The organism is Streptomyces caatingaensis (assembly GCF_001187435.1).
GTDB classification, from domain to species: Bacteria; Actinomycetota; Actinomycetes; order Streptomycetales; family Streptomycetaceae; genus Streptomyces; species Streptomyces caatingaensis.
This window is the reverse complement of sequence record NZ_LFXA01000009.1, coordinates 641776-666763: the sequence shown is the minus strand read 5'-3', so window position 1 is coordinate 666763 and position 24988 is coordinate 641776. Positions and strand designations below refer to the sequence as shown.

Here is a 24988-nt window from a genome sequence, read left to right as displayed (position 1 = left end):
TGTGGCCACGCGGCACGGCAACGGCCCCACGGGGCACCGCACACGCCGTGGCGCACACCCAGATCCCGCGTACTTCGCGCATCCACCAGGAGCAGACATGATCTCCAGCAGCATCCGCCGGCGCCTCGGCCTGGGCATCGCGACCCTCGCCATCGCCGGCACCACCGTCACGGGCACCGCGTACGCCGCCGGGAGCGGCGCCTCCGTCCAGGGGGCGGGCGCCTGCCCCAAGGGCTACCTCTGCGTCTGGGGCGGCGAGAACTTCACCGGCCGGATGCAGAAGGTGGCGAAGGACAACCCGGACCTCACGCGGTTCGGCGGTCCGTTCGCCGGCACCATCCGCTCGTACTTCAACAACGGCAAGAGCTGCGACGTCCAGGTCTTCGGCGGGAAGAACTACTCGGGCGCGTCGGTGATCTACAAGCGCGGTGAGAAGGCCGGCCACCCGCACCCGGGCAGCATCCACTCCAACCGCTGGGTCAACTGCCGCTGATCCGCGGCCGGTCCGTCCCCGGCCGGGGGACGGGGACGGACCGGCCCCGCCGCACACGCGCCCGCGCCCCCGGCGACCTGACGATTTGATACCGATATCCGGACAGGGGCTGTCGCCCGGAGGCTCCCTCCCCTAGATTGCGTGCGCATTACGCGAGTTGATCGCGCATGTGCACGCTCACCACACGGGGACGGAGCCCTCGCATGTCCGAACCACCCTCCGAGGACAGGCGCAGACCTGTCGTGACGCTCCCGCTGGCCGTGGCGGGCCTCTGCCTCGCCCTCCCGTTCGGGGCGATGCTCTGGGTCGACTCCTACGCCCGTACGACACCGGAGTTCATCGGCATCCCCTTCTTCTACTGGTACCAGATGCTGTGGGTGCCGATATCCACGGCGCTGACCGCGGTCGCCTACGTCCTGGTGCGGCGGGCCGAGCGGGCCCGGAAGGGCGGGGCGCGGCGATGAACCACGGAGTCAACGGTGTGGCGCTGACCGTCTTCGTCCTCTTCTTCCTGGCCGTCACCGTCATGGGGTTCATGGCGGCGAAGTGGCGGCGGGCGGAGAACGCCGACAACCTCGACGAATGGGGGCTGGGCGGGCGCTCCTTCGGAACCTGGATCACCTGGTTCCTGCTGGGCGGCGACCTCTACACCGCGTACACCTTCGTCGCCGTCCCGGCGGCCGTCTACGCGGGCGGGGCCGCGGGGTTCTTCGCCGTGCCGTACACCATCCTCTGCTATCCGCTGGTGTTCACGTTCCTGCCGCGGCTGTGGTCGGTGGCCCACCGGCACGGCTATGTCACCTCCTCGGACTTCGTGCGCGGCAGGTTCGGGTCCAAGGGGCTCTCCCTGGCCCTGGCCCTCACCGGCATTCTCGCGACGATGCCGTACATCGCGCTCCAACTGGTCGGCATCCAGGCGGTGCTGGACGTCATGGGGGTGGGTGGCGGTTCCAACTGGTTTATGAAGGACCTGCCGCTGCTCATCGCCTTCGGTGTACTGGCCGCCTACACCTACTCCTCGGGACTGCGGGCGCCGGCCCTCATCGCCTTCGTCAAGGACGCGCTGATCTACATCGTCATCGCGGTCGCCATCATCTACATCCCGCTCCGCCTCGGCGGATTCCACGAGATCTTCGCGAAGGCGGGCGAGGCGTTCTCCACCAAGAATCCGGCGACCGGAAAGCCGCGCGGCGCGCTCGTCTCCGGACCGGACGCGCAGTGGGCCTACGCGACGCTCGCACTGGGCTCGGCGATGGCGCTGTTCCTCTATCCGCACTCGGTGACGGCGGTGCTCTCCAGCAAGAACCGGAACGTCATCCGCCGCAACACCACGATCCTTCCGCTCTATTCGCTGATGCTCGGCCTGCTGGCCATGCTGGGATTCATGGCGGTCGCGGCCGGGATCAAGGTGAAGAACGGCCAGCTCGCCATTCCGCAGCTCTTCGACGACATGTTCCCCGACTGGTTCACCGGGGTGGCCTTCGCGGCCATCGGCATCGGCGCCCTGGTGCCCGCCGCCATCATGTCCATCGCCGCGGCGAACCTCTTCACCCGCAATATCTACAAGGACTTCCTGCGCAAGGACGCGACCCCCGAGCACGAGGCGAAGGTGTCCAAACTCGCCTCGCTGCTGGTGAAGGTGGGCGCGCTGGTCTTCGTCCTCACCATGGACAAGACGGTGGCCATCAACTTCCAGCTGCTGGGCGGCATCTGGATCCTCCAGACCGTGCCCGCCCTCGTCGGGGGGCTGTTCACCCGCTGGTTCCACCGCCGGGCCCTGCTGGCCGGCTGGGCGGTGGGCATGGCGTACGGGACCTGGCGGGCGTACGAGACACCCAGCGCCACACAGGACCATTTCGGCAACACCAACCTCATTCCGTTCATCGGCGAGAAGGGCTACATCGGCCTGACCGCCTTCGCCCTGAACGTCGCCGCCGTGATCGTCCTGACGCTCGTCCTCAAGGCCGTGAAGGCCCCGGACGGCAGGGACGAGACCCGGCCCTCGGACTACACGGCGGACGCCGGCGACCCGGACGTGGCGGTCGAGCTGCCGCCGGCCACCGCGGGGGCGCCGGGCGGGCACTGAGGGACGGCCGGGCCGCGGAGCCGCTCCGCCCCGCGGCCCGGCCGCTCCCTCCTTCCCCCAGGCCGTCAGGCGGCGGTGCCCGACGGGGTCAGGCCCAGCGTGCGGAAGGCTATGCGCTGGTCGAACCAGATCAGGGTGACGGTCGCCGCGGACATCACCAGGCCCAGGACGAGGTGGGCGGCGGCCGACTCCACGACGACGCCCGCCGCGCCCAGGACGAGGTGGAGGGCGATCCGCGCCCCGATGAGGGCGAAGAGGACCTTCCGGGCGCGGCGGTCCTTCAGCATGGCCTTCATCAGCTTCTTCCGGCGGCCCATGACCGTCAGCCCCACGGCGAAGTTCAGCAGGCCCAGGGCGAGGAGCACCATCCACGCCCGGTCCCACACCTTGAGGAAGTCGAAGGCGGCGCCCATGACGCCCTCGAAGGTGAAGAACCACACCGGCAACGGCTTGATACCGGCCGGCGCGGCCCCCCGGCCGTCCACGGTGCCGTTCTGCGGCTCGGTGATGGTGTCGCTCATGGTCTCCGCCCCTCGTCGTCTCCGAACACCCACGATCCTTCCGGGCGCCGGGCCCCGGCGGCAGAGAGAGCCGTCACCGGTCCTCCATGACAAAAGTCAGGAGGTCCCATGCGATAGCACACTCCGCCGTCGCCTCGTGACATGACGACACAACATGTGGGGGCACGCGCGGGCCGCGCCACTAGATGTATGCTCGTCCTCGCTGTCGCCGCAGGGGAATCCGGTGGAAATCCGGAACTGTCCCGCAACGGTGTACGTGTGGGCGCATACCGCCCCGCCGCAGTCCGAGGACCTGCCGACAGTACGCCCGCGCCGGCCGCCGCCGGCGTGCGGTGTCGACCACGTCCGGGCCTCGAGGGTTGGGCCGGTGGACGCCTGCGCGCATGCCTCCGTACGTCCCGTACGGGGCCCCGCATGCCCGCGCGCGGCCCCCTGCGCTCCCAAGCGGCCTCCAGCCGAGTGAGGGAGAGCAACACGTGACGATCGCGCCTGTCGATCCGGTATCGGAGCAGGCGGCGGTGTCCGCCGACGGCCCCGGGACCGCGCTGCTGCGCACCCTGACGGAACTCACCGCGGACCTGCCCGCCACCGACCCCGGCAAGGTCGCCGCCGCCGCGCTGCGCGGCCGGCACGCCGGTTCGGACGAGGCCGAGCTGCGCTCCCTGGCCACCGAGGCCGCGGCCGGACTGATCGGCGAGGAGCCCGAGTACTCGCGGCTCGCCGCGCGCCTCCTCACGCTCGCCATCGCCGAGGAGGCGGCCGGGCAGGGCGCCGTCTCCTTCTCCGCGTCCGTCGCGACCGGCCACCGCGAGGGCCTGATCGCCGACGAGACCGCCGCGTTCGTGCGCACCCACGCCGAGCGGCTGGACGCCCTGGTGGACGCCGCCCTCGCCGACGGCGCCGACGACCGCTTCGGCTACTTCGGCCTGCGCACCCTGCACAGCCGCTACCTGCTGCGCCACCCGATCACCCGGAACGTGATCGAGACCCCGCAGCACTTCCTGCTGCGCGTGGCCTGCGGCCTCGCCGAAGACCACAGCGTCCGGGCGCTGGAGGACGTCGCCGAGCTCTACCGCCTCACCAGCACGCTCTCGTACCTCCCCTCCTCCCCCACGCTCTTCAACTCCGGTACGCGGCACCCCCAGATGTCGTCCTGCTACCTGCTGGACTCGCCGCTGGACGAGCTGGACTCGATCTACAACCGCTACCACCAGGTGGCGCGCCTGTCGAAGCACGCCGGCGGCATCGGCCTGTCGTACTCCCGCATCCGCTCCCGCGGTTCGCTGATCCGCGGCACCAACGGGCACTCCAACGGCATCGTCCCGTTCCTGCGCACCCTCGACGCCTCCGTCGCCGCCGTCAACCAGGGCGGCCGGCGCAAGGGCGCGGCCTGCGTCTACCTGGAGACGTGGCACGCGGACATCGAGGAGTTCCTGGAGCTGCGCGACAACACCGGTGAGGAGGCGCGCCGCACGCACAACCTCAACATCGCGCACTGGATCCCGGACGAGTTCATGCGCCGGGTCGAGGCGGACGCCGACTGGTCGCTGTTCTCCCCGGCCGACACCCCGGACCTGGTGGACCTGTACGGCGACGAGTTCGACGCCGCGTACCGGAGGTACGAGGCCGAGGGCAAGGCCGTCAAGACCATCCCGGCCCGGGTGCTCTACGCCCGGATGATGCGCACCCTGGCGCAGACCGGCAACGGCTGGATGACGTTCAAGGACGCCGCCAACCGCACCGCCAACCAGACCGCCGAGCCCGGCCAGGTCGTCCACTCCTCCAACCTCTGCACGGAGATCCTGGAGGTCACGAACGACGGCGAGACCGCGGTCTGCAACCTCGGCTCGGTCAACCTGGCCGCGCACCTCGGCGAGGACGGCGAGATGGACTGGGAGCGGCTCGACCGCACCGTCCGCACCGCCGTGACGTTCCTCGACCGCGTCGTGGACATCAACTTCTACCCGACCGAGCAGGCGGGCGCCTCCAACTCCCGCTGGCGGCCGGTCGGTCTGGGCCTCATGGGCCTCCAGGACGTCTTCTTCCGGCTGCGCCTGCCCTTCGACTCCCCCGAGGCGAAGGCGCTGTCCACCCGGATCTCCGAGCGGATCATGCTCGCGGCGTACGAGGCCTCGGCCGACCTCGCCGAGCGGCACGGCCCGCACCCGGCCTGGTCCGCGACCCGCACCGCGCGCGGCGTGCTGCACCCCGACCACTACCCCAACACCGAGCCCACCTGGGCGGAGCGCTGGGACGCGCTGCGGGCCCGCATCGCCGCCGTCGGCATGCGCAACTCGCTGCTGCTGGCCATCGCGCCGACGGCGACGATCGCGTCCATCGCGGGCGTCTACGAGTGCATCGAGCCGCAGGTCTCCAACCTGTTCAAGCGCGAGACGCTCAGCGGCGAGTTCCTCCAGGTCAACACCTATCTGGTGGAGGACCTGAAGAAGCTCGGCGTGTGGGACCGCACCACGCGTGACGCGCTCACCGACGCCAACGGCTCGGTGCAGGACATGCGGTGGATCCCGCAGGACGTGCGCGACCTCTACCGCACCGCCTGGGAGATCCCGCAGCGCGCCCTGATCGACATGGCCGCGGCCCGCACGCCGTACCTCGACCAGAGCCAGTCCCTCAACCTGTTCATGGCCGCGCCCACCATCGGCAAGCTCAGCTCGATGTACGCGTACGCCTGGAAGCAGGGCATCAAGACCACGTACTACCTGCGTTCGCGCCCGGCGACCCGGATCGCGCGGTCGGCCGGCGCCGCCGCCACCGTCCCCGTGCAGCAGTCGGCCCCCGACGCCGACGCCATCGCCTGCTCCCTGGAAAACCCCGAGTCCTGCGAGGCATGCCAGTAATGACGACCGCTCCCGAGCGTCAGACGACGAAGAACCTGCTCGACCCCGGTTTCGAGCTCACCCTCCGCCCGATGCGGTACCCGGACTTCTACGACCGCTACCGCGACGCGATCAAGAACACCTGGACCGTGGAGGAGGTCGACCTCCACTCGGACGTCGCCGACCTCGCCAAGCTCTCCCCGGGCGAGCAGCACCTGATCGGCCGCCTCGTCGCGTTCTTCGCCACCGGCGACTCGATCGTGGCCAACAACCTGGTGCTCACCCTCTACAAGCACATCAACTCCCCCGAGGCGCGGCTGTACTTGTCGCGGCAGCTCTTCGAGGAGGCCGTGCACGTCCAGTTCTACCTGACGCTGCTGGACACCTACCTGCCCGACCCGGACGACCGGGCCGAGGCGTTCGCGGCGGTGGAGAACATCCCGTCCATCCGCGAGAAGGCCCAGTTCTGCTTCAAGTGGATGGACTCGGTCGAGAACATCGACCGGCTGGAGTCGAAGGCCGACCGCCGCCGCTTCCTGCTCAACCTGATCTGCTTCGCCGCCTGCATCGAGGGCCTGTTCTTCTACGGCGCGTTCGCCTACGTCTACTGGTTCCGCTCGCGCGGTCTGCTGCACGGCCTGGCGACCGGCACCAACTGGGTGTTCCGCGACGAGACCATGCACATGAACTTCGCGTTCTCCGTGGTCGACACCGTCCGCGAGGAGGAGCCGGACCTCTTCGACGACGCACTCCAGCAGCAGGTCACGGACATGCTCAAGGAGGCCGTCGAGGCCGAGCTCCAGTTCGCCCGCGACCTGTGCGGCGACGGCCTGCCCGGCATGAACACCGAGTCCATGCGCGAGTACCTCCAGTGCGTGGCCGACCAGCGCCTCCAGCGCCTGGGCTTCGCCCCGGTGTACGGCTCGGAGAACCCGTTCTCCTTCATGGAGCTGCAGAACGTCCAGGAGCTGACCAACTTCTTCGAGCGCCGCGCCTCCGCGTACCAGGTCGCGGTCGAGGGCACGGTCGCCTTCGACGACGAGTTCTGATCGCGCGCCCGCGCCTGTGAGCCCCGCCGGACCGGGTCCGGCGGGGCTCCCCGTTTGTCGCTCCCGGTCCGGTAAAGGTGGGAACCGTCAGGACCGAACGACGGCAGGAGGCACCCATGCGGGTCATGATGATCGTCAAGGCGACCGAGGACTCGGAGGCCGGTGTGCTGCCGACCCCGGAGCAGATGGCCGAGATGGGCGAGTACAACGACGAACTCGCCGAGGCGGGCGTGCTGCTGGCCGCCGACGGGCTGTGGGCGTCGTCGGAGGGCGCGCGGGTGGTGTTCGCGGGCGGTGTCCCCAGCGTCATCGACGGGCCGTTCGCCGAGATCGGCGAGTTGATGGCCGGCTACTGGATCATCCGGGTCGCGTCGATGGACGAGGCCCGCGACTGGGCGAAGCGGATCCCGTTCCGGGACGGGGTCGTCGAGCTGCGCCGCGTCTTCGAGCCCGAGGACCTTCCGGCGCGGTAGGGGACCCGCGGGGCGGGACGGTGAGGGGGGACCGCTGGGCCGCCCCCCTCACCGTCCCGGCCGTTCCGTCTCAGCCCACGGCCTCGCGCACCAGGACCGGTTCGGTGCCGGCGTCGTGGTGGCCCGCGGCCCAGTTCTCCAGGGCGGTGCGGCAGGCGTGGTCGAGGTGGCGCAGCCCCGTCAGGTCGAGCTCGACGGGGCGGTCCTTGGGCAGCGCCTCCAGGGTCTCCATCATGCGGGGCAGGCGGAGGAAGGTGGCGTTGCCCGTGAGGCGGGCCAGGACCCGGCCGTCGGTGAGCTCGTGGACCTCCACCTGGACCTTGGAGGTCTCCCAGGCGCACTTCACGACGGCCAGCAGGATGCCGAACAGCACGCCCTCGAACATGCTGGTCGCCAGGATGCCCACGGCGGTGGTCACCAGGATCGCCAGCTCCCCGCGGTGCCGGCGCCACAGCGGGACGAACTGCCCGAAGGGGATGAGCTTGCAGCCCGCGTGGACGAGCACGCCCGCCAGCGCGGGCAGCGGGATGATCCCGACGGCCGCCGGCAGGGCCACGACGAAGACCAGCAGCCAGCCGCCGTGCAGGACACGGGAGAGCCTGGTGCGGGCGCCGGCCCGGACGTTGGCCGAGCTGCGGACGATGACCGCGGTCATGGGCAGGGCGCCGAGCAGGCCGCACAGCGTGTTGCCCACCCCCTGGGCCAGCAGCTCCCGGTCGTAGTGGGTCTTGGGCCCGTCGTGCATCCGGTCCACGGCGGCGGCGCTGAACAGCGTCTCGGCGGAGGCGATGAGCGCGAAGGTGACGGCGGTGCCGAGCAGCGGGCCGCTGATCGACGCCAGGTCGTTCAGCTCCGGCAGGTCGATCACGCCGGACAGACCGCGCACCTGGACGTGGGGGAGGTCCAGGCCGGCCGCCCAGGTCACGGCCGTGGCCAGGGCGACGGCGGCCAGCGGCGCGGGGACGAGCCGGGCCCGCGCCGGGAGCCGTGGCCACAGGACGAGCACGGCGACGGTGCCGGCACCGACCGCGCAGGCGGTCGCGGGCGGGCCGCCGTCGAGGACGTCCCCGAGCAGCCCGGGGAGGCCGGCCAGCTTGTCGAGACCGGCGCGCGGCTGCGGGACGCCGGCCATCGTGTACAACTGGCCGAAGACCAGGACGAGTCCGATGCCGGCCAGCATGCCGTGCACGACCGAGACGGAGATGGCCCGGAACCAGCGGCCGAACCGCAGGAGCCCCAGGGCGAGTTGGAGCAGGCCGGTGCACAGCACGAGGACGCCGAGCATGCCGAGGCCGAACTCCCGCACGGCTTCGAGCACCAGCACCGTCAGGCCCGCGGCCGGGCCGCTGACCTGGAAGGTGCTGCCGGGGAGCGAGCCGACGACGAGGCCGCCCACGATGCCGGTGATCAGGCCGAGTTCGGCGGGCACACCGGAGGCCACGGCCACGCCGACGCACAACGGCAGGGCCACGAGGAAGACGACGAGCGAGGCGAGGACGTCCTGACGGAGCGTGTCCGGTCGTTTCAGGGCGGAGAGCACGGTGGAAGGTCCCTTGTCTGTCGCTGCCGGACGGTTCACAGGGGGCGGAACGGCAGGGCGCCGTCGTCGGGGCGGTAGGCGCTGACGAGGCCGGTGTGGACCTCGTAGTACCAGGCGTGCAGGGCGAGCCGGCCGCTGTCGAGGCGCTCGCGGACGCAGGGGTAGGAGCGCAGGGTCTCCAGCTGGGCGACGGTGTGCCGCTGCACCGCCTCCGCCAGGTCGGGCGCTCCGGGGCGGGCCGTGCGGGCCGGGGCCCCGGGCGGCACGGCGTGGTCGAGCCAGCCCCGCACGGCCGGCACGGCGGAGAGGTCGTCGCCGCGGACGACGGCGCCGATCGCGCCGCAGTGGGAGTGGCCGCAGACGACGATGTCGCGGACTTCGAGCACGCCGACGGCGAATTCGACGGTGGCGGCCTCGCCGGTGGGGCGGTCACTGCGGTATTCGGGGACGATGTTGCCCGCGGTGCGCAGTTCGAAGAGTTCTCCCGGACGGGCGCCGGTGATGAGCGAGGGAACGACGCGGGAATCGGCGCAGGATATGAAGAGGACTTCGGGGGACTGGCCCGCCTCCAGGGCCCTCAGGCGCCGGGCGCGCTCGGGATCGGCGGCGAGGGTGGAGGCGAAGGAGCGGGCGTGGGCGACGAGTGTTCGCATGATGGCCTGCCTCGTGGTCGGGGCACGGTCGGCGTCCTGCGCGGCATTCTGCACCACCGCGGGAGGCCATCACTTTACCGACGCATTACCGCTCTGTGAACCCTGGAATTACTCCCCCAAACCGGACACGAAACGTTTCTTTTCCTCGAATCCGTCACCCCTGAATTCCCCTCTTTCCCTGGATGGGGGAATTCCGTGGAGCAGTCTTCCCCACGCTTTTCCGGAAGCGAAACGGCCGGTCCGCCGACGCCTCCGGGGAGTGCGGGCGGACCGGCCGTTCCGGCGGTCGCGGGCCGTCAGTCGTTGGCGACGACGGGGTAGCGCGGGGTGCCCTCGGCCATCTGCCGCAGGGCGTCCTTGCGGTCGCGCTTGGAGAGGCGGTCGATGTAGAGGCGGCCGTAGAGGTGGTCCGTCTCGTGCTGGAGGCAGCGCGCGAAGTAGCCCGTGCCCCGGATCGCGATCGGGTTGCCCTGCATGTCCACCCCGCGCACCACCGCGTAGTCGGGGCGGGCCAGCTCGGCGTAGGCGGTCGGGACCGACAGACAGCCCTCGTTGGAGTCGTCGAGCACCCGGCGGTCGGCCGGCAGGTCGTCCAGGACCGGGTTGCAGATGTGGCCCACGTGCCGGACGCCCTCGTCGTCCATGCAGTCGTAGACGAACACCTTCAGGTCCACACCGATCTGGTTGGCCGCCAGGCCGACGCCCTCGGCGGTGCGCTGGCTGGCGAACATGTCGTCGATCAGCTGGGCCAGCTTGTCGTCGAACTCCGTCACGTCCCGGCACTCCCGGTGCAGGACCGGGTTGCCGTAGACGGTGATCGGACGGGAGGTGCCGCGCTCACGGTGCGCGGCCTCGCGCGCCTCGCAGTCCTCGGTGTCCACGATGAACTCGTCGTTCACCGACTGGTCGGTGTCTTGCTGCGCCATGACCGCCGTAAGCCTCTCTCACAACCCGAATGCCATATCGTCCCTGGATCCGCAGGGCCACTCCAGGGTAAGGGGGCGCCGCGGGGCCCTCAGCAGACCTCTTCCAGATCGCGCCACTCGCGGGTGTCGGGGCTGTCCGCGACCCAGCCGTCCAGCAGGCCGCGCACCAGCCCGGCGGGGGCGGCGATGCCGCACTCGCGCTCGGGCACCCACAGCAGCCCGGAGCCGGCCGTGCGGTGGCCGAGCGGGCCGGGGTGGCCGGGCTCGCTGTGGTCGTGCGGGTCCAGGTGCTCGCCGTCGCCCTCGTCGCTGGGCATCCGGCTCTCCGAACACGTGCGGCACAGCAGCCGCACCGACGACGACCAGTCCTCGGCGGCGAACCCCGCGTCGGCGGCCAGCCGCTCCAGCGCGTCCCGGTCGGCCTCGGTGGCGGCCTCCAGGAGGACGACCCAGGTCGGCACCGGGGACGGCGCCCACAGCTCGATCTCGTCGAAGACCGGGTAGGACGGCCCGGCCGCGGTCACCCGCTCGCCGTGCGGGACGCCGTCGTGCAGCACGACCTCGCCCCAGCGCCGCCCGGACGACGGCAGCGGGATCGACAGCACCTCCATGCGCGCCGGGTCCAGCCGCCGGCCCCAGACCACCTCGGCCTCGCCCTCCGGCGAGAGCCGCACGGCCGCGCTGCCCAGCTCCATGCCGGCCGGCTCACCGGCCGGGCCGCCCTCGCCGGGCACCCGCAGCCCGTACGCCTGCCAGGCCCGCCGGGCCAGCGGCCAGTCCTGGAGCGCGGTGGCGGCGATGCCCACGTTCCACCAGTCGGGCGCGCCCGCCTCGCGGTCCAGCAGCGCCACCGCCCGCAGCCCCGCGGCGCGGGCCTGCTCCCAGTCGTGCCGGAACTTGTGCAGCAGCGCGAGGTTGAACCACGACTCGGACAGCCACGGCTCCATGTCGGCGGCGCGCGTCAGCAGCGCGCCGGCGTCCTCGTACCGGCCGTCGCCGATGAGAGTGAAGGCACGGTCGGTGGCCTGCCGCCACGACGGGGAAGGCCGGTGCCGCACCCTGCCGAAGATCCTCACGATGTCCGCCTGCTGGTTTCTCGACGTCCCGCGTGCACCCACGCCGGATGGCCCAGGTGGCCGGCGCCGTCCTCCCTGACGGCGGCCCGCCACTCCTTGCTCACGACCCCGCCCGTGAGCCGGGTCGTCTCCTCGGGGAGCCGCGCCCACCACGACCTGACGTCCGCGACAGCGCTCATGACACCCCCCGGTTCCCGCGTTCTCGTCATGCCCTTCGTCGCTCTTCTTCTCTTCGCATCCAACCATGCCCCGTCGGACGCCCGCTCATTACCCATGGGTTGGCCGGGCCGCCCGCGGGGCGCCGGGCGTCTCACACCTCCGTCCGCCCCGGCGCGTCCCGCGCGAGCACCCGCGCGAGCGCCTCCACCACCCGCGGCTCGTGGTCGAGGCTCCCCGCGGCCACGGCCCGGCGCAGCAGCCCCAGGGCGGCCGCCGGGCCGTGGCCCGTCCCGCAGGCCAGGTCCTCGTAGGCGTTGACGGTGCGCACCACGCGGGCGGCGAGCGGCTGCTCCCGGTACGGGTCGGCCTGGCGTTCCACGGCGGCCGCGACCTCGGCGGCGTCCACGCCCTCCAGCGGGGCCAGCCGGGCCACCGCGCCGCCCAGCCGGGCGAGGCGCCGCCGCTCCTCGGGCGGCAGCGGCTCGGTGGCCCCGGCCGGCACGGGGTCGAGGAGCGAGAGCTGGCCCACGTCGTGCATGAGGGCCGCGTACTCGACGACGCCGAGGCCCGCCTCCGTCATGCCGAGCTCACGGCCGACGGCACGGCTGAGCTCGGCTACGCGCACCGCGTGACCCGCGGGGGTGCATCCGGCGAGCTCGGTCGCGCGGGCCAGCGAGGCGGCGGTCCGCGCGCAGGTGCGCCGGGCGGCGCCGCGGCGGCGCGCGGAGACCTGGACGACCAGCAGCGGGAGGCAGCACAGCGGCAGCACCCACAGCCCGGCGACGGACGGCGCGAGGGCGGCGGTGACGCCGGTCGCGCAGACCGCGGGACCGATGCCGGGCAGGGCGCGCAGCTCGGTGCGGAGCGCCGCGGCGTAGCGGCCGCCGGCCCGGGAGCGGGCCAGCGCGGCGGCCAGGACGGCGTCGGAGACGGCCGTCAGCGCGAGCAGGAGCAGCAGCGACAGGACGTAGTACGGGCACGGCCCGGCGCGGTGCAGCGGCTGGAAGCACAGGGCGGCCAGGGCGGTGCCCGCCATGCGGCGCGCGAGCCGGTCCGGGGCCGGCGGGCGTCCCGCGGCCCCGGCCAGCGTCGCGCCGAGCACCACGGCGACCACCTGCGGCACGCCGTGGGTGGCCGGGGCGCCGCCGACCTCGCCGAGGAGGGCGTAGGCCAGCGATCCGGCGGCGGCGACGGGGGCGGCCTCGCGGTCGTCGCCGGGCGCGCCCGGGCGGTGGCGCAGCGCCTCGCCGAGGGCGATCAGCGCGCCGTAGGCGGCGGCGGTGCCGGGCTGGGCGAGGCCGTGCCGCACGGTCCAGGCCAGGGCGAGCAGCGCGCCGGCGGCCGCGGCCAGGTGCACGGCGCGGGCCAGGCTCATCGGTCGCCCCCCGGGAGAGGCGCGGCCTCCGGGCGGGGTGCGGCTTCCGGGCGGGGTGCGGTCCGGGCGCCCGGACCGTGATCAGGAGGGACGTTTCCGCAGTCCGGAACTGCGGTTTCCCGCGTCCCGTCCACCGTCTGCCAGCCCTCCCGGGCGATCGCCCGCGCCAGCGCCGCGACCATGCGCGGGTCGAAGTGGGAACCGGCGCAGCGGCGCAGCTCCGCGAGGGCGGCGGGGACCGGGCGGGCGCGGCTGTAGGTGCGGGTGGAGGTCATCGCGTCGAACGCGTCGGCGACGGCCACGATCCGGGCCGCCTCGGGGATCTGATGCCCCGTCAGGCCGTGGGGGTAGCCGGTGCCGTCCATGCGCTCGTGGTGGTGGAGGATCGCCTCCCGGGCCTCGCCGGGGAAGCCGATGCCGCGCACCAGCTCGTGCCCGTACTCGGGGTGGCGCTGGACGATGCGCCGCTCCTCGGCGGTGAGCAGGCCGGTCTTGCGCAACAGCCGGGTGGGGACGCCGAGTTTGCCGAGGTCGTGCAGGACGCCGGCGACGCGCAGGGCCTCCAGCCGCTCGCCGCCCACCCCCAGTTCGCGGCCGATCATCACGGCGGCCCGGCCGACGCGTTCGCCGTGGCCGCAGGTGTAGTGGTCCTTGAGGTCCACCGCCCGCACCAGCGCGTGCACCGCGGCCCGGCGGTCGGCCCGGTCGCGGCGGAGGCGGTCGAGCAGCCGCGGCGAGAGGGCGACGGGCAGCAGGACCAGCAGCGCGGCCGGCGGTCCGTAGACGCTCCGCCACAGGACGGCCGCGAGCAGCGCGGTCGTGCCGTGGACGAACGCCGGGGCCAGGGCGGCGGGCCAGGGTCCGGGCCGGGCGCCGCGCACCCCGGCGTCGAGGACGGCGACGACGGCGGCCAGGGCCAGGGCGGCGGCGAGCGCGGCGGGCAGCGCCCCGGCGGGCCGGCCGGCAGCAGCCGGCGGGCGGCGGCGAAGACCCCGGCGGCGCAGGTGGCGGCGAGCGAGTACAGCGCGGCGTGCCACAGCCGGCGCAGCCACGCCGGCCCCCGGGGAGCGCTGTCCCCGGGCGGGCCGGCGAGGGCGCCGGGGACCGCGGCCAGCCCGGCGGCGGCCGGCGGCAGGAGCAGGGCGCCGGTCAGCAGCACCGGCAGCGCGGGGGAGCTCAGGGGCAGCCGTTCCGCCGCGACCAGGACGGCGGCGAGCAGGGCCACGGCCGGCCAGTCGACGGTCCGGCCGGCCCACAGGGCGGGTGCGTCGCACACGGCCGCGGCGGCCACGGCGCACGCGATCCAGCCGCGCGCGGCCGCCGGAACTGCCTCCATGGCATGTCCTCCCCATCCGGAGCTCGCTGTCGGGATGGGGAGAATAGGGTCACGGACGGTCCGCGTCGGCCGCATCCGCCCGAACCGCCGTCCGTTCGGGTGACGTTCGGGCGGCGGCCGTTTCGACGGGGAGGGGCAGGCCTGCGGGGCCGCGCCCGGGGCTCAGTCCTTCGAGGCGCCCCGCGCGTCCGCGCCCGCCGCGTGCTCGGCGACGGTCTCGGCCACCACGTCCTGCTCGGGGACGGGCTGGCCGGCGCGGATGAGCTCGATCCGGCCCATCACCTTGGACCGCAGGTCGGCGGGGACGTCGTCGTGTCCGCAGCAGCGCTTGACGAGCTTCTTGACCGCCTGCTCCAGGCCGTAGGTCTCCAGGCACGGCGAGCACTCGTCGATGTGCACCTCGAACTTGGCGCACTCGCCGTCCGGCATCTCACGGTCGAGGTACTCGTAGAGATGGTCCAGGACTTCGGAGCAGTCCGTCTCGTGCGGGTCACCGCAGCTCATGAGTCCGAGCCCTTCCGGTCGTGCGACGCGTCGGAACCGTTCGGCGCGGCGGCCCCGGCCGGGACCAGGCCGCGCTCACGGGCGTAGTCCTCCAGCAGGCCGCGGAGCTGCCGCCGGCCCCGGTGGAGACGGGACATCACCGTGCCGATGGGGGTACCCATGATGTCCGCGATCTCCTTGTAGGCAAACCCCTCGACGTCCGCGAGGTAGACCGCTATGCGGAACTCCTCGGGAATGGCCTGAAGGGCCTCCTTGACGTCGGAGTCGGGCAGGTGGTCCAGCGCCTGCGACTCGGCGGACCGCAACCCCTGGGACATGTGCGACTCGGCACGCGCCAGCTGCCAGTCCTCGATCTCCTCGGACGCGCTGCGCAGCGGCTCCCGCTGCTTCTTGCGGTACGAGTTGATGAAGGTGTTGGTGAGGATGCGGTAGAGCCACGCCTTGAGGTTGGTGCCGTCCCTGAACTGGTGGAAGGACGCGTAGGCCTTGGCGTACGTCTCCTGGACCAGGTCCTCCGCGTCCGCCGGGTTGCGCGTCATCCGCAGGGCGGCCGAGTACATCTGGTCGAGGAAGGTCAGCGCGTCGCGCTCGAAGCGCGCGTTGCGCTCCGCCGCGCTCTCCGCCTGCCGGCCGGAGGGGAGCCCCTCGTCGTTCGCCCCCACGTCGGTGCCCGCGACCGGACCCACCTCCTCCAGAACCTTGGCCGGGTCCTTGCCGGACCCGCTCGTTTCGGAGAATAGACGACGATCGGCCAGGCCCGCCGCTCCAGCCGCGGCCCCCAGGCCCGAACCCATGGCCGGCCAGCCCTGGTCGGCCGTGTGCGGGCGGGACAGGCATGCGATCGAACCCATGGCGCGGGTCTCCCGTTCCTTTGTCATGTGCCGGTGCGTGGTCGTACGCGTACGAGAACAGTGCCGGGCCCCCGGACATTCCCGGTCAGGGCAGGCCGGCGAGCCACTCCCCCGCCGCGCGGACGATCAGGGCCAGTGCGTCCTCCTGGGTGACGCCGGCGGACCGGGCGACCGCGAAGCCATGGTCGGCACCCGGGACGGCCACCGGCGCGGTGCCCGCCGGGAACTCCTCGGGCCGTCCGAACGGATCGCGGGCGCCCTGCACGACGAGCAGGGGGACGCCGGCCCCGAGCAGCTCGTCCGCTCTCGACCGGTCCGCCTTCCCCGGAGGGTGCAGCGGAAAACTCAGCGCGAGCACACCGGCCGCGCCCAGCTCGGCGGCCGTCCGGCAGGCGACGCGCGCGCCGGCGCTGCGCCCGCCGGCCACCACGGGCACGCCGCGCGCCGCCAGCTCGGGCCAGAGGGCGCGCCAGCCCTTGTCCAGCGTGGCCGGCGCGGGGGCCACCTTCTTCCCGGCCACGCGCCAGGGCTGCTCGACGAGGGCCACGGTCACACCGCGCGCGGGCAGGGCGGCGGCCAGCGCGGCGAGGTCGCGGGCCTCGACGCCGCCGCCGGCGCCGTGGCCGAGGGCGAGGACCAGGCGGGCCTTGGGGGCGGGGTGCCAGTGGACGCGGGCGTCACCGGCGGGGGTCGGTACGGTCTGCGTGTTCACGGGACCATCCTGCCGGGCCCCACTGACCATGCCCCGGCCGAAATGCGGGCTTCATAAGGGCGAGGAGCGGGTTCAGAAGAGCGTCGCCTCCTCCGGCGCCGCCAGCTCCGCCAGCAGCTCGGGCCCGTTGTTGCGGACGTCGCTGACCGCCGTCGCCACCGGATAGGCCCGCACCAGGCCGGGCGGCGGGGGCGCGAGCAGCGCGCGCAGCTCCTCCGGGTCGGTGCGGGACGGGTCGAGCCAGGCCGCCCACCGGTCGGGGGTGAGCAGCAGCGGCATCCGCGGGTGGATCTCCGCCAGCGAGCGCGGCCCGTCCTCGGGGCCGCCGTCCGCGAAGGGCTCCCGCTCGGCCTCGGTGGTGATCACCGAGCAGGTGGCCCACCACGCCTGCGGGTGGTCGTCGGGCAGCGTCCGGTCGCGCCAGAACTCGTAGAGCCCGGCCATCGCCATCACCGAGCCGTCGGCCGGCGTCACGAAGTAGGGCTGCTTGCGGGGGCGCTTCCTGCGTCCCTGCACCTCCAGCTCGCGTTCCTGGGCGCCGGTGACCCACTCGAAGTAGCCGTCCGCCGGGAGCAGACAGCGTCGTGCCGCGAAGGCCCGCCGGTACGACGGCTTCTCGTGCACCGTCTCCGCCCGGGCGTTGATCATCCGGGCGGCGCCGTCCGGCGAGGTCGCCCAGGGCGGCACCAGCCCCCAGCGCAGGGTGCGCAGCTGGCGGACCGGGCGCGGGTCGCCGGAGCCCTTGAGCGGGCGTTCGAGGATCGCGTGGACGCTCTTGGTGGGCGCGACGTTCCAGTCGGGCGCCAGGGTCTCCGCCGGCTCCCACACCTCGACGCCGAAGAGCCCGGCCAGGTCCTCCGGCCTCCGGCTCGCCGCGTACCGCCCGCACATGTCCGACCGCCCCTCCGTTCGCCCGTTCACCCTCGCGCCGGTCCTCGCACCGGCCATGGTGCCCCAGGGGCCCCACCCGCCCATCAAACCCTCCCCCGCCGGCGCCCGGGGAACCACCGTCGACTTCCGGCCGTCCCTCACGGCGTACCAGCAACCTCCGAGGAGCGGCACCGCCATGGACAGCACCACCACCGCCGGGCTCTGGGACCGGCTGGCCGGGTCGCAGCCCGGGCCCTCCCTGTGGACCGTGGTGGTGACCGGACTGCTCGCGCTCGCCGCCGTCTCCCCGCCGCGTGTCTGGCGGGTCACGCGCAACGCCGTCACCATCGCCCACGAGGGCGGGCACGCCCTGGTCGCGCTGCTCAGCGGGCGGACCCTGAGCGGCATCCGGCTGCACTCGGACACCTCCGGGCTGACCGTCTCGCGGGGCCGCCCGTCCGGCCCCGGCATGGTCCTGACCGCCGCGGCCGGCTACCCGGCCCCCTCGCTGCTGGGCCTGGCGGGGGCGTGGGCGCTGGCCACCGGGCACGTCACGGCGCTGCTGTGGGGCGCGACCGCGCTGCTCGCGGCGATGCTGGTGATGATCCGCAACGCGTGGGGCGTGCTGACCGTGGTGGTCTCCGGCGGCGCCTTCGCCCTGGTCTCGTGGCTGGCGGGCGCCGAGCTGCGGGCGGCGTTCGCGTACGGGGTGGTGTGGTTCCTGCTCCTGGGCGGCGTGCGGCCGGCCTTCGAGCTCCAGCGCAAGCGCCGGCACGGCCGCGCGCCGGACTCGGACGCCGACCAGCTCGCGCGCCTGACCGGCGTCGCCCCGGCGCTGTGGCTGCTGCTGTTCCACCTGGTCTCGCTGGTCTGCCTGGTGGCCGGCGGGCGCTGGCTCCTCGGGGTGTGAGGCCCCCGGCGAGGGGGCGTCAGAGGGCCGTTCACCTCCGAGGGCGGCCCGCTCGCCGCGGCCGGGGAGGCCGTAAGGTAAGGGCATGACCCAGAGCCCCGCGCACACCGACCTCTGGCCCGCTCCGACCGCGACCGGGGCCGTTGACGCGACCGTCACCGTGCCCGGCTCGAAGTCGGTCACCAACCGCGGCCTCGTCCTCGCCGCGCTGGCCGCCGAGCCGGGCTGGCTGCGCCGCCCGCTGCGTTCCCGCGACACCCTGCTGATGGCCGAGGCGCTGCGCGCCATGGGCGTCGGCATCGAGGAGACCGTCTCCTCCAGCTCCGAGGGCACCCCCGACGGCACCGGCGAGGCGTGGCGGGTGATCCCCGCCCAGCTGCACGGCCCCGCCACGGTCGACGTCGGCAACGCCGGCACCGTCATGCGCTTCCTGCCGCCGGTCGCCGCGCTGTCCGACGGCCCGGTCCGCTTCGACGGCGACCCCCGCAGCTACGAGCGCCCGCTGCACGGCGTGATCGACGCCCTGCGCGCCCTGGGCGCCCGCATCGACGACAACGACCGTGGCGCGCTCCCCCTGACCGTGCACGGCGCCGGCGCCCTGGAGGGCGGCCCGGTGGAGATCGACGCCTCGTCGTCCTCCCAGTTCGTCAGCGCGCTGCTGCTCTCCGGCGCGCGCTTCAACCAGGGCGTGGAGGTCCGCCACGTCGGCTCCGCGCTGCCCTCGCTGCCGCACATCCGCATGACCGTGGACATGCTGCGGGCCGCCGGCGCCCAGGTGGACACCCCCGAGGCCGGCGGCGAGCCGGACGTCTGGCGGGTCTCCCCCAGCGCCCTGCTCGGCCGCGACCTGGTCGTCGAGCCGGACCTGTCCAACGCCGCGCCGTTCCTGGCGGCCGCCCTGGTCACCGGCGGCCGGGTCACCATCCCGGACTGGCCCGAGCACACCACGCAGCCCGGCGACGCGCTGCGCGAGATCTTCACCGCCATGGGCGGCAGCTGCGAACTGACCGACGCCGGGCTGACGTTCACCGGCACCGGCCGGATCACCGGCCTCGACGCCGACCTGCACGAGGTCGGCGAGCTGACCCCGGTCATCGCCGCCGTCGCCGCGCTCGCCGACTCCGAGTCGGAGCTGCGCGGCATCGCCCACCTCCGGCTGCACGAGACCGACCGGCTCGCCGCGCTCGCCAAGGAGATCAACGAGCTCGGCGGCGACGTCACCGAGACCGCCGACGGCCTGCGCATCCGCCCGCGCCCGCTGCACGGCGGCGTCTTCCACACCTACGAGGACCACCGGCTGGCCACCGCCGCCGCGGTCCTCGGCCTCGCGGTCCCGGGCGTGCGGGTGGAGAACGTGGCCACCACCGCCAAGACGCTCCCCGACTTCCCGGAGCTGTGGCACGGCATGCTCGGATCGGTCGCGGAGACGGCGGCTCCGAGAGCCTGAGAGACCGGGTACAGCCATGCGCCGCTACGGCAAGCACACCGACGAGGACGACGTCCGCGTCCGCCCCAACCGCAAGGGCAACCGGCCGCGGACGAGCATCCGGCCCAAGCACGAGGACGCGGCCGAGGGCTTCGTCCTCACGGTCGACCGCGGCCGGCTGACCGTCCTCGTCGAGGACCGCGCCGTCGTGGCCATGAAGGCCCGCGAACTGGGCCGCAAGAGCGCGGTCGTCGGCGACCGGGTCGCGGTCGTCGGCGACCTCAGCGGCAAGAAGGACACCCTGGCCCGGATCGTCCGGGTCGAGGAGCGCCGCTCGGTGCTGCGCAGGACGGCCGACGACACCGACCCGTTCGAGCGGGTCGTGGTCGCCAACGCCGACCAGCTCGCCATCGTCACGGCGCTCGCCGACCCGGAGCCGCGCCCCCGGCTGATCGACCGCTGCCTGGTCGCGGCGTACGACGCGGGGCTCGAACCGCTGCTCGTCCTGACGAAGTCGGACCTGGCCCCGGCCGAGAAGCTGATGGAGTCCTACGGCTCGCTGGGCGTGCCGTACGTGGTCACCAACCGCGACGAGCTGGCCGAGGGCACCGCGGCCGACCGGGTCCGGGAGCGGCTGCGCGGACGGATCACCGCCTTCGTCGGGCACTCCGGCGTCGGCAAGACCACCCTGGTCAACCACCTCGTCCCCGACCGGCAGCGGGCCACCGGCCACGTCAACGCCGTCACCGGCCGCGGCCGGCACACCACGACGTCGGCGCTGGCCCTGCCGCTCCCGGACGGCGACGGCTGGGTGATCGACACCCCGGGCGTGCGGTCCTTCGGGCTGCACCACGTCGACCCGTCCCGGGTCATCCACGCCTTCCCCGACCTGGAGCCCGGCACCGAGGGCTGCCCGCGCGCGTGCAGCCACGACGAGCCGGACTGCGCGCTGGACGCCTGGGTGGCCGACGGGCACGCCGATCCGCAGCGGCTCTACTCGCTGCGGCGGCTTCTGGCCACCCGGGAGCGGCGCGAAGGCGACTGATCGCCTACGTTTGCGAATGACCGCCAGTGGCAAGTGCACCAAGCAACCGGGACGCGTGGGGCGGTCTACGACACGGGAGGCAAACTGATGGCGTGGCTGCTGGTCGTGGTCGCGGGACTGCTGGAAACGGGCTTCGCCGTCTGTCTGAAACTCTCGCACGGCTTCACCCGGCTGTGGCCGACGATCGCCTTCGCCTGCTTCGCCCTGGGCAGCTTCGGTCTGCTGACGCTCTCGCTCAAGAAGCTGGACGTCGGCCCGGCGTACGCGGTGTGGACGGGCATCGGGGCCGCGGGCACCGCGATCTACGGCATGGTCTTCCTGGACGACCTGGTCTCCACCCTCAAGCTCGTCTCCATCGCCCTGGTGATCCTCGGGGTGATCGGGCTTCAGCTCTCCGGCTCGGCGCACTGAGGCCCGGACCGGCGCACGGGGGCGTCCAGCAGCGCCCGTACGACCCGGGCGACCCGCTCGGCCGCCTCCGCGTCGGAGCCGGCCGGGGCGACCACGTACGACAGGGCCAGCCGCACCGCCGCCTCGCAGGCGCCCAGCAGGGCCTCCGGCTCCGCCGCGGCGCCCTCCCGCGTCCGCCCGGCCGCCTCGGCCGCGCCGTCGCGGATCCGCTCCACCAGCGCGGCGGGCACCGGGGCGCCCCGGGCCGCGGCGGGCACCGGCGGGGTGCGCGGGGCGGGCACGGCGGGGGCCGCCTGGGCGGGCAGCCGTTCGCCGCGGCAGCCGGTGAGGGCGGCGCGCACCAGCGGGTTGGCCCGCGCGGCGCGCAGCGTCCACACCACGGCGGCCGCGCAGCAGTCCCCGGCGTCCGCGTCGCCGCGCCCGGCGACGTCCGCCAGCGAGCGGTCGACACCGGCCAGGAAGGCGTCCGCCTCGCGCCGCACCAGGGCGCGGGCCAGGCCGTCCTTGCTGCCGAACTCGTTGTACAGGGTCTGCCGGGACACCCCGGCGGCGGCCGCCACGTCGACCATGCGGACCCCGTGCCAGGGCCGGGTGCCGAGGGCCGTGAAGGCCGCGTCCAGCAGGAGCTCTCGTGCCGCGGGCATCGTCGCCTCCCCGGCCTTGCGGCCGCACGACGGTTGTGGCCACAGAATTGACGCACCACCAGACGGTGTCAAGAGCCCGGGGAGACCGATCGCGGGTAGTGTTCCGGTTATGTCCGACTACCACGATGATCTGCGCCTGGCCCACGTCCTGGCGGACGCCGCCGACGCGGCGACCATGGACCGGTTCAAGGCCCTCGACCTCAAGGTCGAGACCAAACCGGACATGACCCCGGTCAGCGAGGCCGACAAGGCCGCGGAGGAACTGATCCGCGGCCAGTTGCAGCGGGCCCGCCCGCGGGACGCCGTCCTCGGCGAGGAGTTCGGCGGCGAGGGCCTGGGCCCCCGCCGCTGGGTGATCGACCCGATCGACGGCACCAAGAACTACGTGCGCGGCGTCCCGGTGTGGGCGACGCTGATCTCCCTGATGGTCCAGGTCGAGCGCGCCGGCCGGGTCGAGTTCGAGCCGGTGGTGGGCGTGGTCTCGGCGCCGGCGCTGGGCCGGCGCTGGTGGGCGGCACGGGGCTCCGGCGCGTACACCGGCCGCAGCCTCTCCTCGGCGACCCGGCTGGGCGTCTCGAAGGTCGAGCGGATCGCGGACGCGTCGTTCGCCTACTCCTCGCTGTCGGGCTGGGAGGAGCGCGGGATGCTGCCGGGCTTCCTGGACCTGACCCGGGACTGCTGGCGCACCCGCGGCTACGGCGATTTCTGGCCGTACATGATGGTCGCCGAGGGCACGGTGGACATCTGCGCGGAGCCGGAGCTGTCCCTGTGGGACATGGCGGCGAACGTCGTCATCGTGGAGGAGGCGGGCGGCCGCTTCACCGGTCTGGACGGCCGCGACGGTCCGCACAGCGGCAACGCGGCGGCGTCCAACGGGCTGCTCCACGACGAGCTGCTGGGGTATCTGCGCCCGAGCCGCCCCTGAGGCCCCGCGGGAGAACGGCCGGAGAGGCCGGAGCCCATCGGCGTCCGGCCTCTCCGGTTTCTTACGGCAAGCGCCCTAGCCGCGCAGGGCCTGGACCGCGGCCTCCAGCCGCTTGCCGTAGTCCTCGTCCGCCTTGCGGAAGTTGTCGATCGCGCGCTCGGCGATGTCGTCGCGCGACACCTTGGCGATGAAGCCGGCGAGGTTGGCGATCAGGCGCTCCTTCTCCGCCTCCGACATCAGCCGGTAGAGGTTGCCCGCCTGGACGAAGTCGTCGTCCTCGGCGTGCGAGGGGGCGACGTGGTTGCCCGTGGCGCCGGTGAGGGCGGACGGCTGCCACAGCGGGCGGTCGGTCTGGACCGGGCCGCCGAAGCTGTTCGGCTCGTAGTTCTTCGCCCGGCCGTGCCGGCCGTCGTAGAGGTAGCCGTCGCGGGCGTAGCCGCGGGCCTCGGTGGCGTGCGGGCGGTTCACCGGCAGGTGGTCGGCGTTGATGCCGACGCGGTAGCGGTGGGCGTCGGCGTAGGCGAAGAGCCGGCCCTGGAGCATCTTGTCGGGGGACGGGCCGATGCCGGGCACGAAGTGGGCCGGCGAGAAGATCGACTGCTCGACCTCGGCGAAGATGTTCTCCGGGTTGCGGTTGAGCTCCAGCTTGCCGATCTCGATCGGCGGGTAGTCGGCGTGCGGCCACACCTTGGTGAGGTCGAACGGGTTGAAGCGGTAGGTCGCCGCTTCCTCGGCGGGCATGATCTGCACCTGGACGGTCCAGGTCGGGAACTCGCCGCGCTCGATGGCCTCGCGCAGGTCCCGCTGGTGGCTGTCCGGGTCCTCACCGGCGAGCTTGTTGGCCTCGTCCTGGGTGAGGTTCTTGATGCCCTGGTCGGTCTTGAAGTGGTACTTGACCCAGAAGACCTCGCCCGCCTCGTTGTTCCACTGGAAGGTGTGCGAGCCGTAGCCGTTCATGTGGCGGTACGAGGCGGGGATGCCGCGGTCGCCGAAGAGCCAGGTCACCTGGTGGGTGGCCTCCGGGCTCAGGCCCCAGAAGTCCCAGACGTTGTCCGCCTCCTGCGAGCCGGTGTACGGGTCGCGCTTCTGGGTGTGGATGAAGTCGGGGAACTTGATGGCGTCCTTGATGAAGAACACCGGGGTGTTGTTGCCGACGAGGTCGTAGTTGCCCTCCTCGGTGTAGAACTTCAGCGCGAAGCCGCGGGGGTCGCGCACGGCGTCCGGGGCGCCGAGGTTGCCCGCGACGGTCGAGAAGCGGAGGAAGACCTCGGTCTCCTTGCCGATCTCGGAGAGGAACTTCGCCCGGGTGTACTTCGTGACGTCCGCGGTCACGGTGAAGGTGCCGTAGGCGCCGGCGCCGCGGGCGTGCACCACGCGCTCCGGGATGCGCTCCCGGTTGAAGTGCGCGAGCTTCTCCAGCAGCAGCTGGTCCTGCACCAGGACGGGGCCGCCGATGCCCGCGGTCTCGCTGTTCTGGTTGTCCGCGACCGGAGCTCCGGACTCCGTGGTCAGCGGACCCGTGGTCGTCCTGGCCTCGTCCTGAACCGACACGTACGCCTCCGTCATCCCATCGACTCGTCCTGTCGCACCAAGGCACTCGGCCTCGACAGGAACCGAAAGCGATCCTACATTGGACTTTGTCCAAGTCAAGATGTGGTCGCCGGGAGAATCCTCTCCATTGATGGACAAAAGGCGCTGCTAGGCTGGTGTTATCTGACTGATGGGTGATGGGCATGAGTGACCTGCTGGACCGGCTCCGCGGACGCGGCTGGCGGCTGACCGCGCAGCGGCGCGTCGTCGCCGAGGTGCTCGACGGGGACCACGTGCACTACACCGCCGACGAGGTGCACGCGAAGGCGGCCGAGCTGCTGCCGGAGATCTCCCGGGCGACCGTCTACAACACCCTCGGGGAGATGGTCTCGCTGGGCGAGGTGCTGGAGGTGAGCACCGACGGCCGCGCCAAGCGCTACGACCCCAACGCGCACCACGCGCACCAGCACCTGGTGTGCTCCCGCTGCGGCACCATCCGTGACGTGCACCCCTCGGGCGACCTGCTCGCCGGCCTCCCGGCGGAGCAGCGCTTCGGCTTCCAGGTCTCGGCGGTCGAGGTGACCTACCGCGGCCTGTGCCCCGGCTGCGCGGCGGGCTGACCACGGGACGAACGGA

The 24988-nt window shown here is 73.2% G+C and carries 25 protein-coding genes, 1 pseudogene and 1 riboswitch; of the genes and pseudogenes, 12 read left to right on the top strand and 14 right to left on the bottom strand.

The features are described from left to right. Window positions 1–97 precede the first annotated feature (97 nt). The 3 genes from AC230_RS16255 to mctP all read left to right on the top strand — a co-directional run bounded on the left by AC230_RS16255 (window position 98) and on the right by mctP (window position 2579). Window positions 98–493, top strand: coding sequence for a peptidase inhibitor family I36 protein (locus tag AC230_RS16255; protein WP_049716877.1), 396 nt, complete (start codon window positions 98–100; stop codon window positions 491–493). Between the two features lie 203 nt (window positions 494–696). Next, on the top strand, window positions 697–957 hold the full coding sequence (locus tag AC230_RS16250; protein ID WP_049716876.1) for a DUF3311 domain-containing protein: 261 nt from the start codon (window positions 697–699) through the stop codon (window positions 955–957). Further along, entirely contained in the window at window positions 954–2579 is a 1626-nt protein-coding gene (gene mctP / locus AC230_RS16245; RefSeq protein WP_049716875.1) for a monocarboxylate uptake permease MctP, read from the top strand. Before AC230_RS16250 ends, mctP begins: the two co-directional genes overlap by 4 nt. A 65-nt stretch (window positions 2580–2644) precedes the next feature. Here mctP and AC230_RS16240 read toward each other — a convergent pair whose 3' ends face one another. Next, window positions 2645–3100, bottom strand: coding sequence for a hypothetical protein (locus AC230_RS16240; RefSeq protein WP_241833237.1), 456 nt, complete (start codon window positions 3098–3100; stop codon window positions 2645–2647). A gap of 202 nt (window positions 3101–3302) precedes the next feature. After that, window positions 3303–3402: riboswitch (adenosylcobalamin-variant (AdoCbl-variant) riboswitch) on the top strand. A 174-nt stretch (window positions 3403–3576) separates the two neighbouring features. Here AC230_RS16240 and AC230_RS16235 point away from each other — a divergent pair. From AC230_RS16235 to AC230_RS16225, 3 genes are all read left to right on the top strand, one after another. Next, complete coding sequence (locus AC230_RS16235; RefSeq protein ID WP_049716874.1) at window positions 3577–5958, top strand: ribonucleoside-diphosphate reductase subunit alpha; 2382 nt, start codon at window positions 3577–3579, stop codon at window positions 5956–5958. Further along, on the top strand, window positions 5958–6986 hold the full coding sequence (locus tag AC230_RS16230) for a ribonucleotide-diphosphate reductase subunit beta (protein WP_049716873.1): 1029 nt from the start codon (window positions 5958–5960) through the stop codon (window positions 6984–6986). Before AC230_RS16235 ends, AC230_RS16230 begins: the two co-directional genes overlap by 1 nt. 116 nt (window positions 6987–7102) lie before the next feature. Beyond that, entirely contained in the window at window positions 7103–7459 is a 357-nt protein-coding gene (locus tag AC230_RS16225) for a YciI family protein (RefSeq protein WP_049716872.1), read from the top strand. Between the two features lie 70 nt (window positions 7460–7529). Here AC230_RS16225 and AC230_RS16220 read toward each other — a convergent pair whose 3' ends face one another. The 11 genes and pseudogenes from AC230_RS16220 to AC230_RS16170 form a co-directional block, all read right to left on the bottom strand. Beyond that, window positions 7530–8999: a SulP family inorganic anion transporter gene (locus AC230_RS16220; RefSeq protein ID WP_049716871.1), complete on the bottom strand. Its 1470-nt coding sequence runs from the start codon at window positions 8997–8999 to the stop codon at window positions 7530–7532. A 35-nt stretch (window positions 9000–9034) separates the two neighbouring features. After that, window positions 9035–9652, bottom strand: a complete 618-nt coding sequence (locus AC230_RS16215; RefSeq protein WP_049717061.1) for a carbonic anhydrase — start codon at window positions 9650–9652, stop codon at window positions 9035–9037. Between the two features lie 296 nt (window positions 9653–9948). Continuing rightward, complete coding sequence (gene def, locus AC230_RS16210; protein ID WP_049716870.1) at window positions 9949–10578, bottom strand: peptide deformylase; 630 nt, start codon at window positions 10576–10578, stop codon at window positions 9949–9951. 89 nt (window positions 10579–10667) lie between these two features. Then, window positions 10668–11654: a tetratricopeptide repeat protein gene (locus AC230_RS16205; protein ID WP_049716869.1), complete on the bottom strand. Its 987-nt coding sequence runs from the start codon at window positions 11652–11654 to the stop codon at window positions 10668–10670. Continuing rightward, the gene (locus AC230_RS16200) at window positions 11651–11833 is read right to left on the bottom strand and encodes a hypothetical protein (RefSeq protein ID WP_049716868.1); all 183 of its coding nucleotides are present in this window, start codon (window positions 11831–11833) and stop codon (window positions 11651–11653) included. The genes AC230_RS16205 and AC230_RS16200 overlap by 4 nt, the downstream gene beginning before the upstream one ends. 131 nt (window positions 11834–11964) lie before the next feature. After that, on the bottom strand, window positions 11965–13188 hold the full coding sequence (locus AC230_RS16195) for an HD-GYP domain-containing protein (protein ID WP_049716867.1): 1224 nt from the start codon (window positions 13186–13188) through the stop codon (window positions 11965–11967). After that, window positions 13185–14524 (bottom strand): annotated as a pseudogene (locus AC230_RS16190) (HD-GYP domain-containing protein). The gene AC230_RS16195 and the pseudogene AC230_RS16190 overlap by 4 nt, the downstream one beginning before the upstream one ends. Before the next feature lie 162 nt (window positions 14525–14686). After that, complete coding sequence (gene rsrA, locus AC230_RS16185) at window positions 14687–15028, bottom strand: mycothiol system anti-sigma-R factor (protein ID WP_049716866.1); 342 nt, start codon at window positions 15026–15028, stop codon at window positions 14687–14689. Next, window positions 15025–15714 carry a sigma-70 family RNA polymerase sigma factor gene (locus AC230_RS16180; protein WP_049716865.1) on the bottom strand — a complete coding sequence of 230 codons (690 nt, stop codon included), beginning with the start codon at window positions 15712–15714 and terminating at the stop codon, window positions 15025–15027. The genes rsrA and AC230_RS16180 overlap by 4 nt, the downstream gene beginning before the upstream one ends. 250 nt (window positions 15715–15964) lie before the next feature. Beyond that, window positions 15965–16621, bottom strand: a complete 657-nt coding sequence (locus AC230_RS16175) for an alpha/beta hydrolase family protein (RefSeq protein ID WP_049716864.1) — start codon at window positions 16619–16621, stop codon at window positions 15965–15967. Between the two features lie 42 nt (window positions 16622–16663). Then, on the bottom strand, window positions 16664–17482 hold the full coding sequence (locus AC230_RS16170; protein ID WP_049716863.1) for an SOS response-associated peptidase: 819 nt from the start codon (window positions 17480–17482) through the stop codon (window positions 16664–16666). Between the two features lie 175 nt (window positions 17483–17657). Between AC230_RS16170 and AC230_RS16165 the strand changes: the two genes are divergently transcribed. From AC230_RS16165 to AC230_RS16150, 4 genes are all read left to right on the top strand, one after another. Continuing rightward, the gene (locus AC230_RS16165) at window positions 17658–18371 is read left to right on the top strand and encodes a M50 family metallopeptidase (protein ID WP_049717060.1); all 714 of its coding nucleotides are present in this window, start codon (window positions 17658–17660) and stop codon (window positions 18369–18371) included. A gap of 85 nt (window positions 18372–18456) precedes the next feature. Further along, window positions 18457–19818: a 3-phosphoshikimate 1-carboxyvinyltransferase gene (gene aroA, locus AC230_RS16160; RefSeq protein ID WP_049716862.1), complete on the top strand. Its 1362-nt coding sequence runs from the start codon at window positions 18457–18459 to the stop codon at window positions 19816–19818. Window positions 19819–19834: 16 nt separating this feature from the next. Then, a complete protein-coding gene (rsgA, locus tag AC230_RS16155; protein WP_049716861.1) occupies window positions 19835–20842 on the top strand; it encodes a ribosome small subunit-dependent GTPase A in 1008 nt (335 codons plus the stop codon). 87 nt (window positions 20843–20929) lie between these two features. Next, a complete protein-coding gene (locus tag AC230_RS16150; RefSeq protein WP_049716860.1) occupies window positions 20930–21253 on the top strand; it encodes a DMT family transporter in 324 nt (107 codons plus the stop codon). On the opposite strand, the gene AC230_RS16145 is transcribed toward AC230_RS16150, so the two are convergent. Further along, window positions 21229–21897, bottom strand: a complete 669-nt coding sequence (locus tag AC230_RS16145) for a TetR/AcrR family transcriptional regulator (protein WP_049716859.1) — start codon at window positions 21895–21897, stop codon at window positions 21229–21231. The two genes, AC230_RS16150 and AC230_RS16145, sit on opposite strands and share 25 nt — an antisense overlap. Before the next feature lie 109 nt (window positions 21898–22006). Between AC230_RS16145 and hisN the strand changes: the two genes are divergently transcribed. Further along, a complete protein-coding gene (hisN, locus tag AC230_RS16140) occupies window positions 22007–22822 on the top strand; it encodes a histidinol-phosphatase (protein ID WP_049716858.1) in 816 nt (271 codons plus the stop codon). 75 nt (window positions 22823–22897) lie between these two features. On the opposite strand, the gene AC230_RS16135 is transcribed toward hisN, so the two are convergent. Then, window positions 22898–24388, bottom strand: coding sequence for a catalase (locus tag AC230_RS16135; protein WP_198535536.1), 1491 nt, complete (start codon window positions 24386–24388; stop codon window positions 22898–22900). A 167-nt stretch (window positions 24389–24555) separates the two neighbouring features. Here AC230_RS16135 and AC230_RS16130 point away from each other — a divergent pair, with 167 nt between their 5' ends. Beyond that, window positions 24556–24972 carry a Fur family transcriptional regulator gene (locus AC230_RS16130; RefSeq protein WP_049717058.1) on the top strand — a complete coding sequence of 139 codons (417 nt, stop codon included), beginning with the start codon at window positions 24556–24558 and terminating at the stop codon, window positions 24970–24972. The last annotated feature ends 16 nt before the right edge of the window (window positions 24973–24988 follow it).

Excerpts from the sequence above, each read along its gene's own strand:
- AC230_RS16170 (WP_049716863.1), bottom strand. The coding sequence starts at position 17,482 with ATGTGCGGGCGGTACGCGGCGAGCCGGAGGCCGGAGGACCTGGCCGGG.
- rsrA (WP_049716866.1), bottom strand. The coding sequence starts at position 15,028 with ATGAGCTGCGGTGACCCGCACGAGACGGACTGCTCCGAAGTCCTGGAC.
- aroA (WP_049716862.1), top strand. The coding sequence starts at position 18,457 with ATGACCCAGAGCCCCGCGCACACCGACCTCTGGCCCGCTCCGACCGCG.
- AC230_RS16240 (WP_241833237.1), bottom strand. The coding sequence starts at position 3,100 with ATGAGCGACACCATCACCGAGCCGCAGAACGGCACCGTGGACGGCCGG.
- mctP (WP_049716875.1), top strand. The coding sequence starts at position 954 with ATGAACCACGGAGTCAACGGTGTGGCGCTGACCGTCTTCGTCCTCTTC.
- AC230_RS16150 (WP_049716860.1), top strand. The coding sequence starts at position 20,930 with ATGGCGTGGCTGCTGGTCGTGGTCGCGGGACTGCTGGAAACGGGCTTC.
- AC230_RS16130 (WP_049717058.1), top strand. The coding sequence starts at position 24,556 with ATGAGTGACCTGCTGGACCGGCTCCGCGGACGCGGCTGGCGGCTGACC.
- hisN (WP_049716858.1), top strand. The coding sequence starts at position 22,007 with ATGTCCGACTACCACGATGATCTGCGCCTGGCCCACGTCCTGGCGGAC.
- AC230_RS16175 (WP_049716864.1), bottom strand. The coding sequence starts at position 16,621 with ATGGTCAGTGGGGCCCGGCAGGATGGTCCCGTGAACACGCAGACCGTA.
- AC230_RS16225 (WP_049716872.1), top strand. The coding sequence starts at position 7,103 with ATGCGGGTCATGATGATCGTCAAGGCGACCGAGGACTCGGAGGCCGGT.
- AC230_RS16250 (WP_049716876.1), top strand. The coding sequence starts at position 697 with ATGTCCGAACCACCCTCCGAGGACAGGCGCAGACCTGTCGTGACGCTC.
- AC230_RS16145 (WP_049716859.1), bottom strand. The coding sequence starts at position 21,897 with ATGCCCGCGGCACGAGAGCTCCTGCTGGACGCGGCCTTCACGGCCCTC.
- AC230_RS16255 (WP_049716877.1), top strand. The coding sequence starts at position 98 with ATGATCTCCAGCAGCATCCGCCGGCGCCTCGGCCTGGGCATCGCGACC.
- AC230_RS16195 (WP_049716867.1), bottom strand. The coding sequence starts at position 13,188 with ATGAGCCTGGCCCGCGCCGTGCACCTGGCCGCGGCCGCCGGCGCGCTG.
- def (WP_049716870.1), bottom strand. The coding sequence starts at position 10,578 with ATGGCGCAGCAAGACACCGACCAGTCGGTGAACGACGAGTTCATCGTG.
- rsgA (WP_049716861.1), top strand. The coding sequence starts at position 19,835 with ATGCGCCGCTACGGCAAGCACACCGACGAGGACGACGTCCGCGTCCGC.
- AC230_RS16200 (WP_049716868.1), bottom strand. The coding sequence starts at position 11,833 with ATGAGCGCTGTCGCGGACGTCAGGTCGTGGTGGGCGCGGCTCCCCGAG.
- AC230_RS16215 (WP_049717061.1), bottom strand. The coding sequence starts at position 9,652 with ATGCGAACACTCGTCGCCCACGCCCGCTCCTTCGCCTCCACCCTCGCC.
- AC230_RS16165 (WP_049717060.1), top strand. The coding sequence starts at position 17,658 with ATGGACAGCACCACCACCGCCGGGCTCTGGGACCGGCTGGCCGGGTCG.
- AC230_RS16230 (WP_049716873.1), top strand. The coding sequence starts at position 5,958 with ATGACGACCGCTCCCGAGCGTCAGACGACGAAGAACCTGCTCGACCCC.
- AC230_RS16135 (WP_198535536.1), bottom strand. The coding sequence starts at position 24,388 with ATGACGGAGGCGTACGTGTCGGTTCAGGACGAGGCCAGGACGACCACG.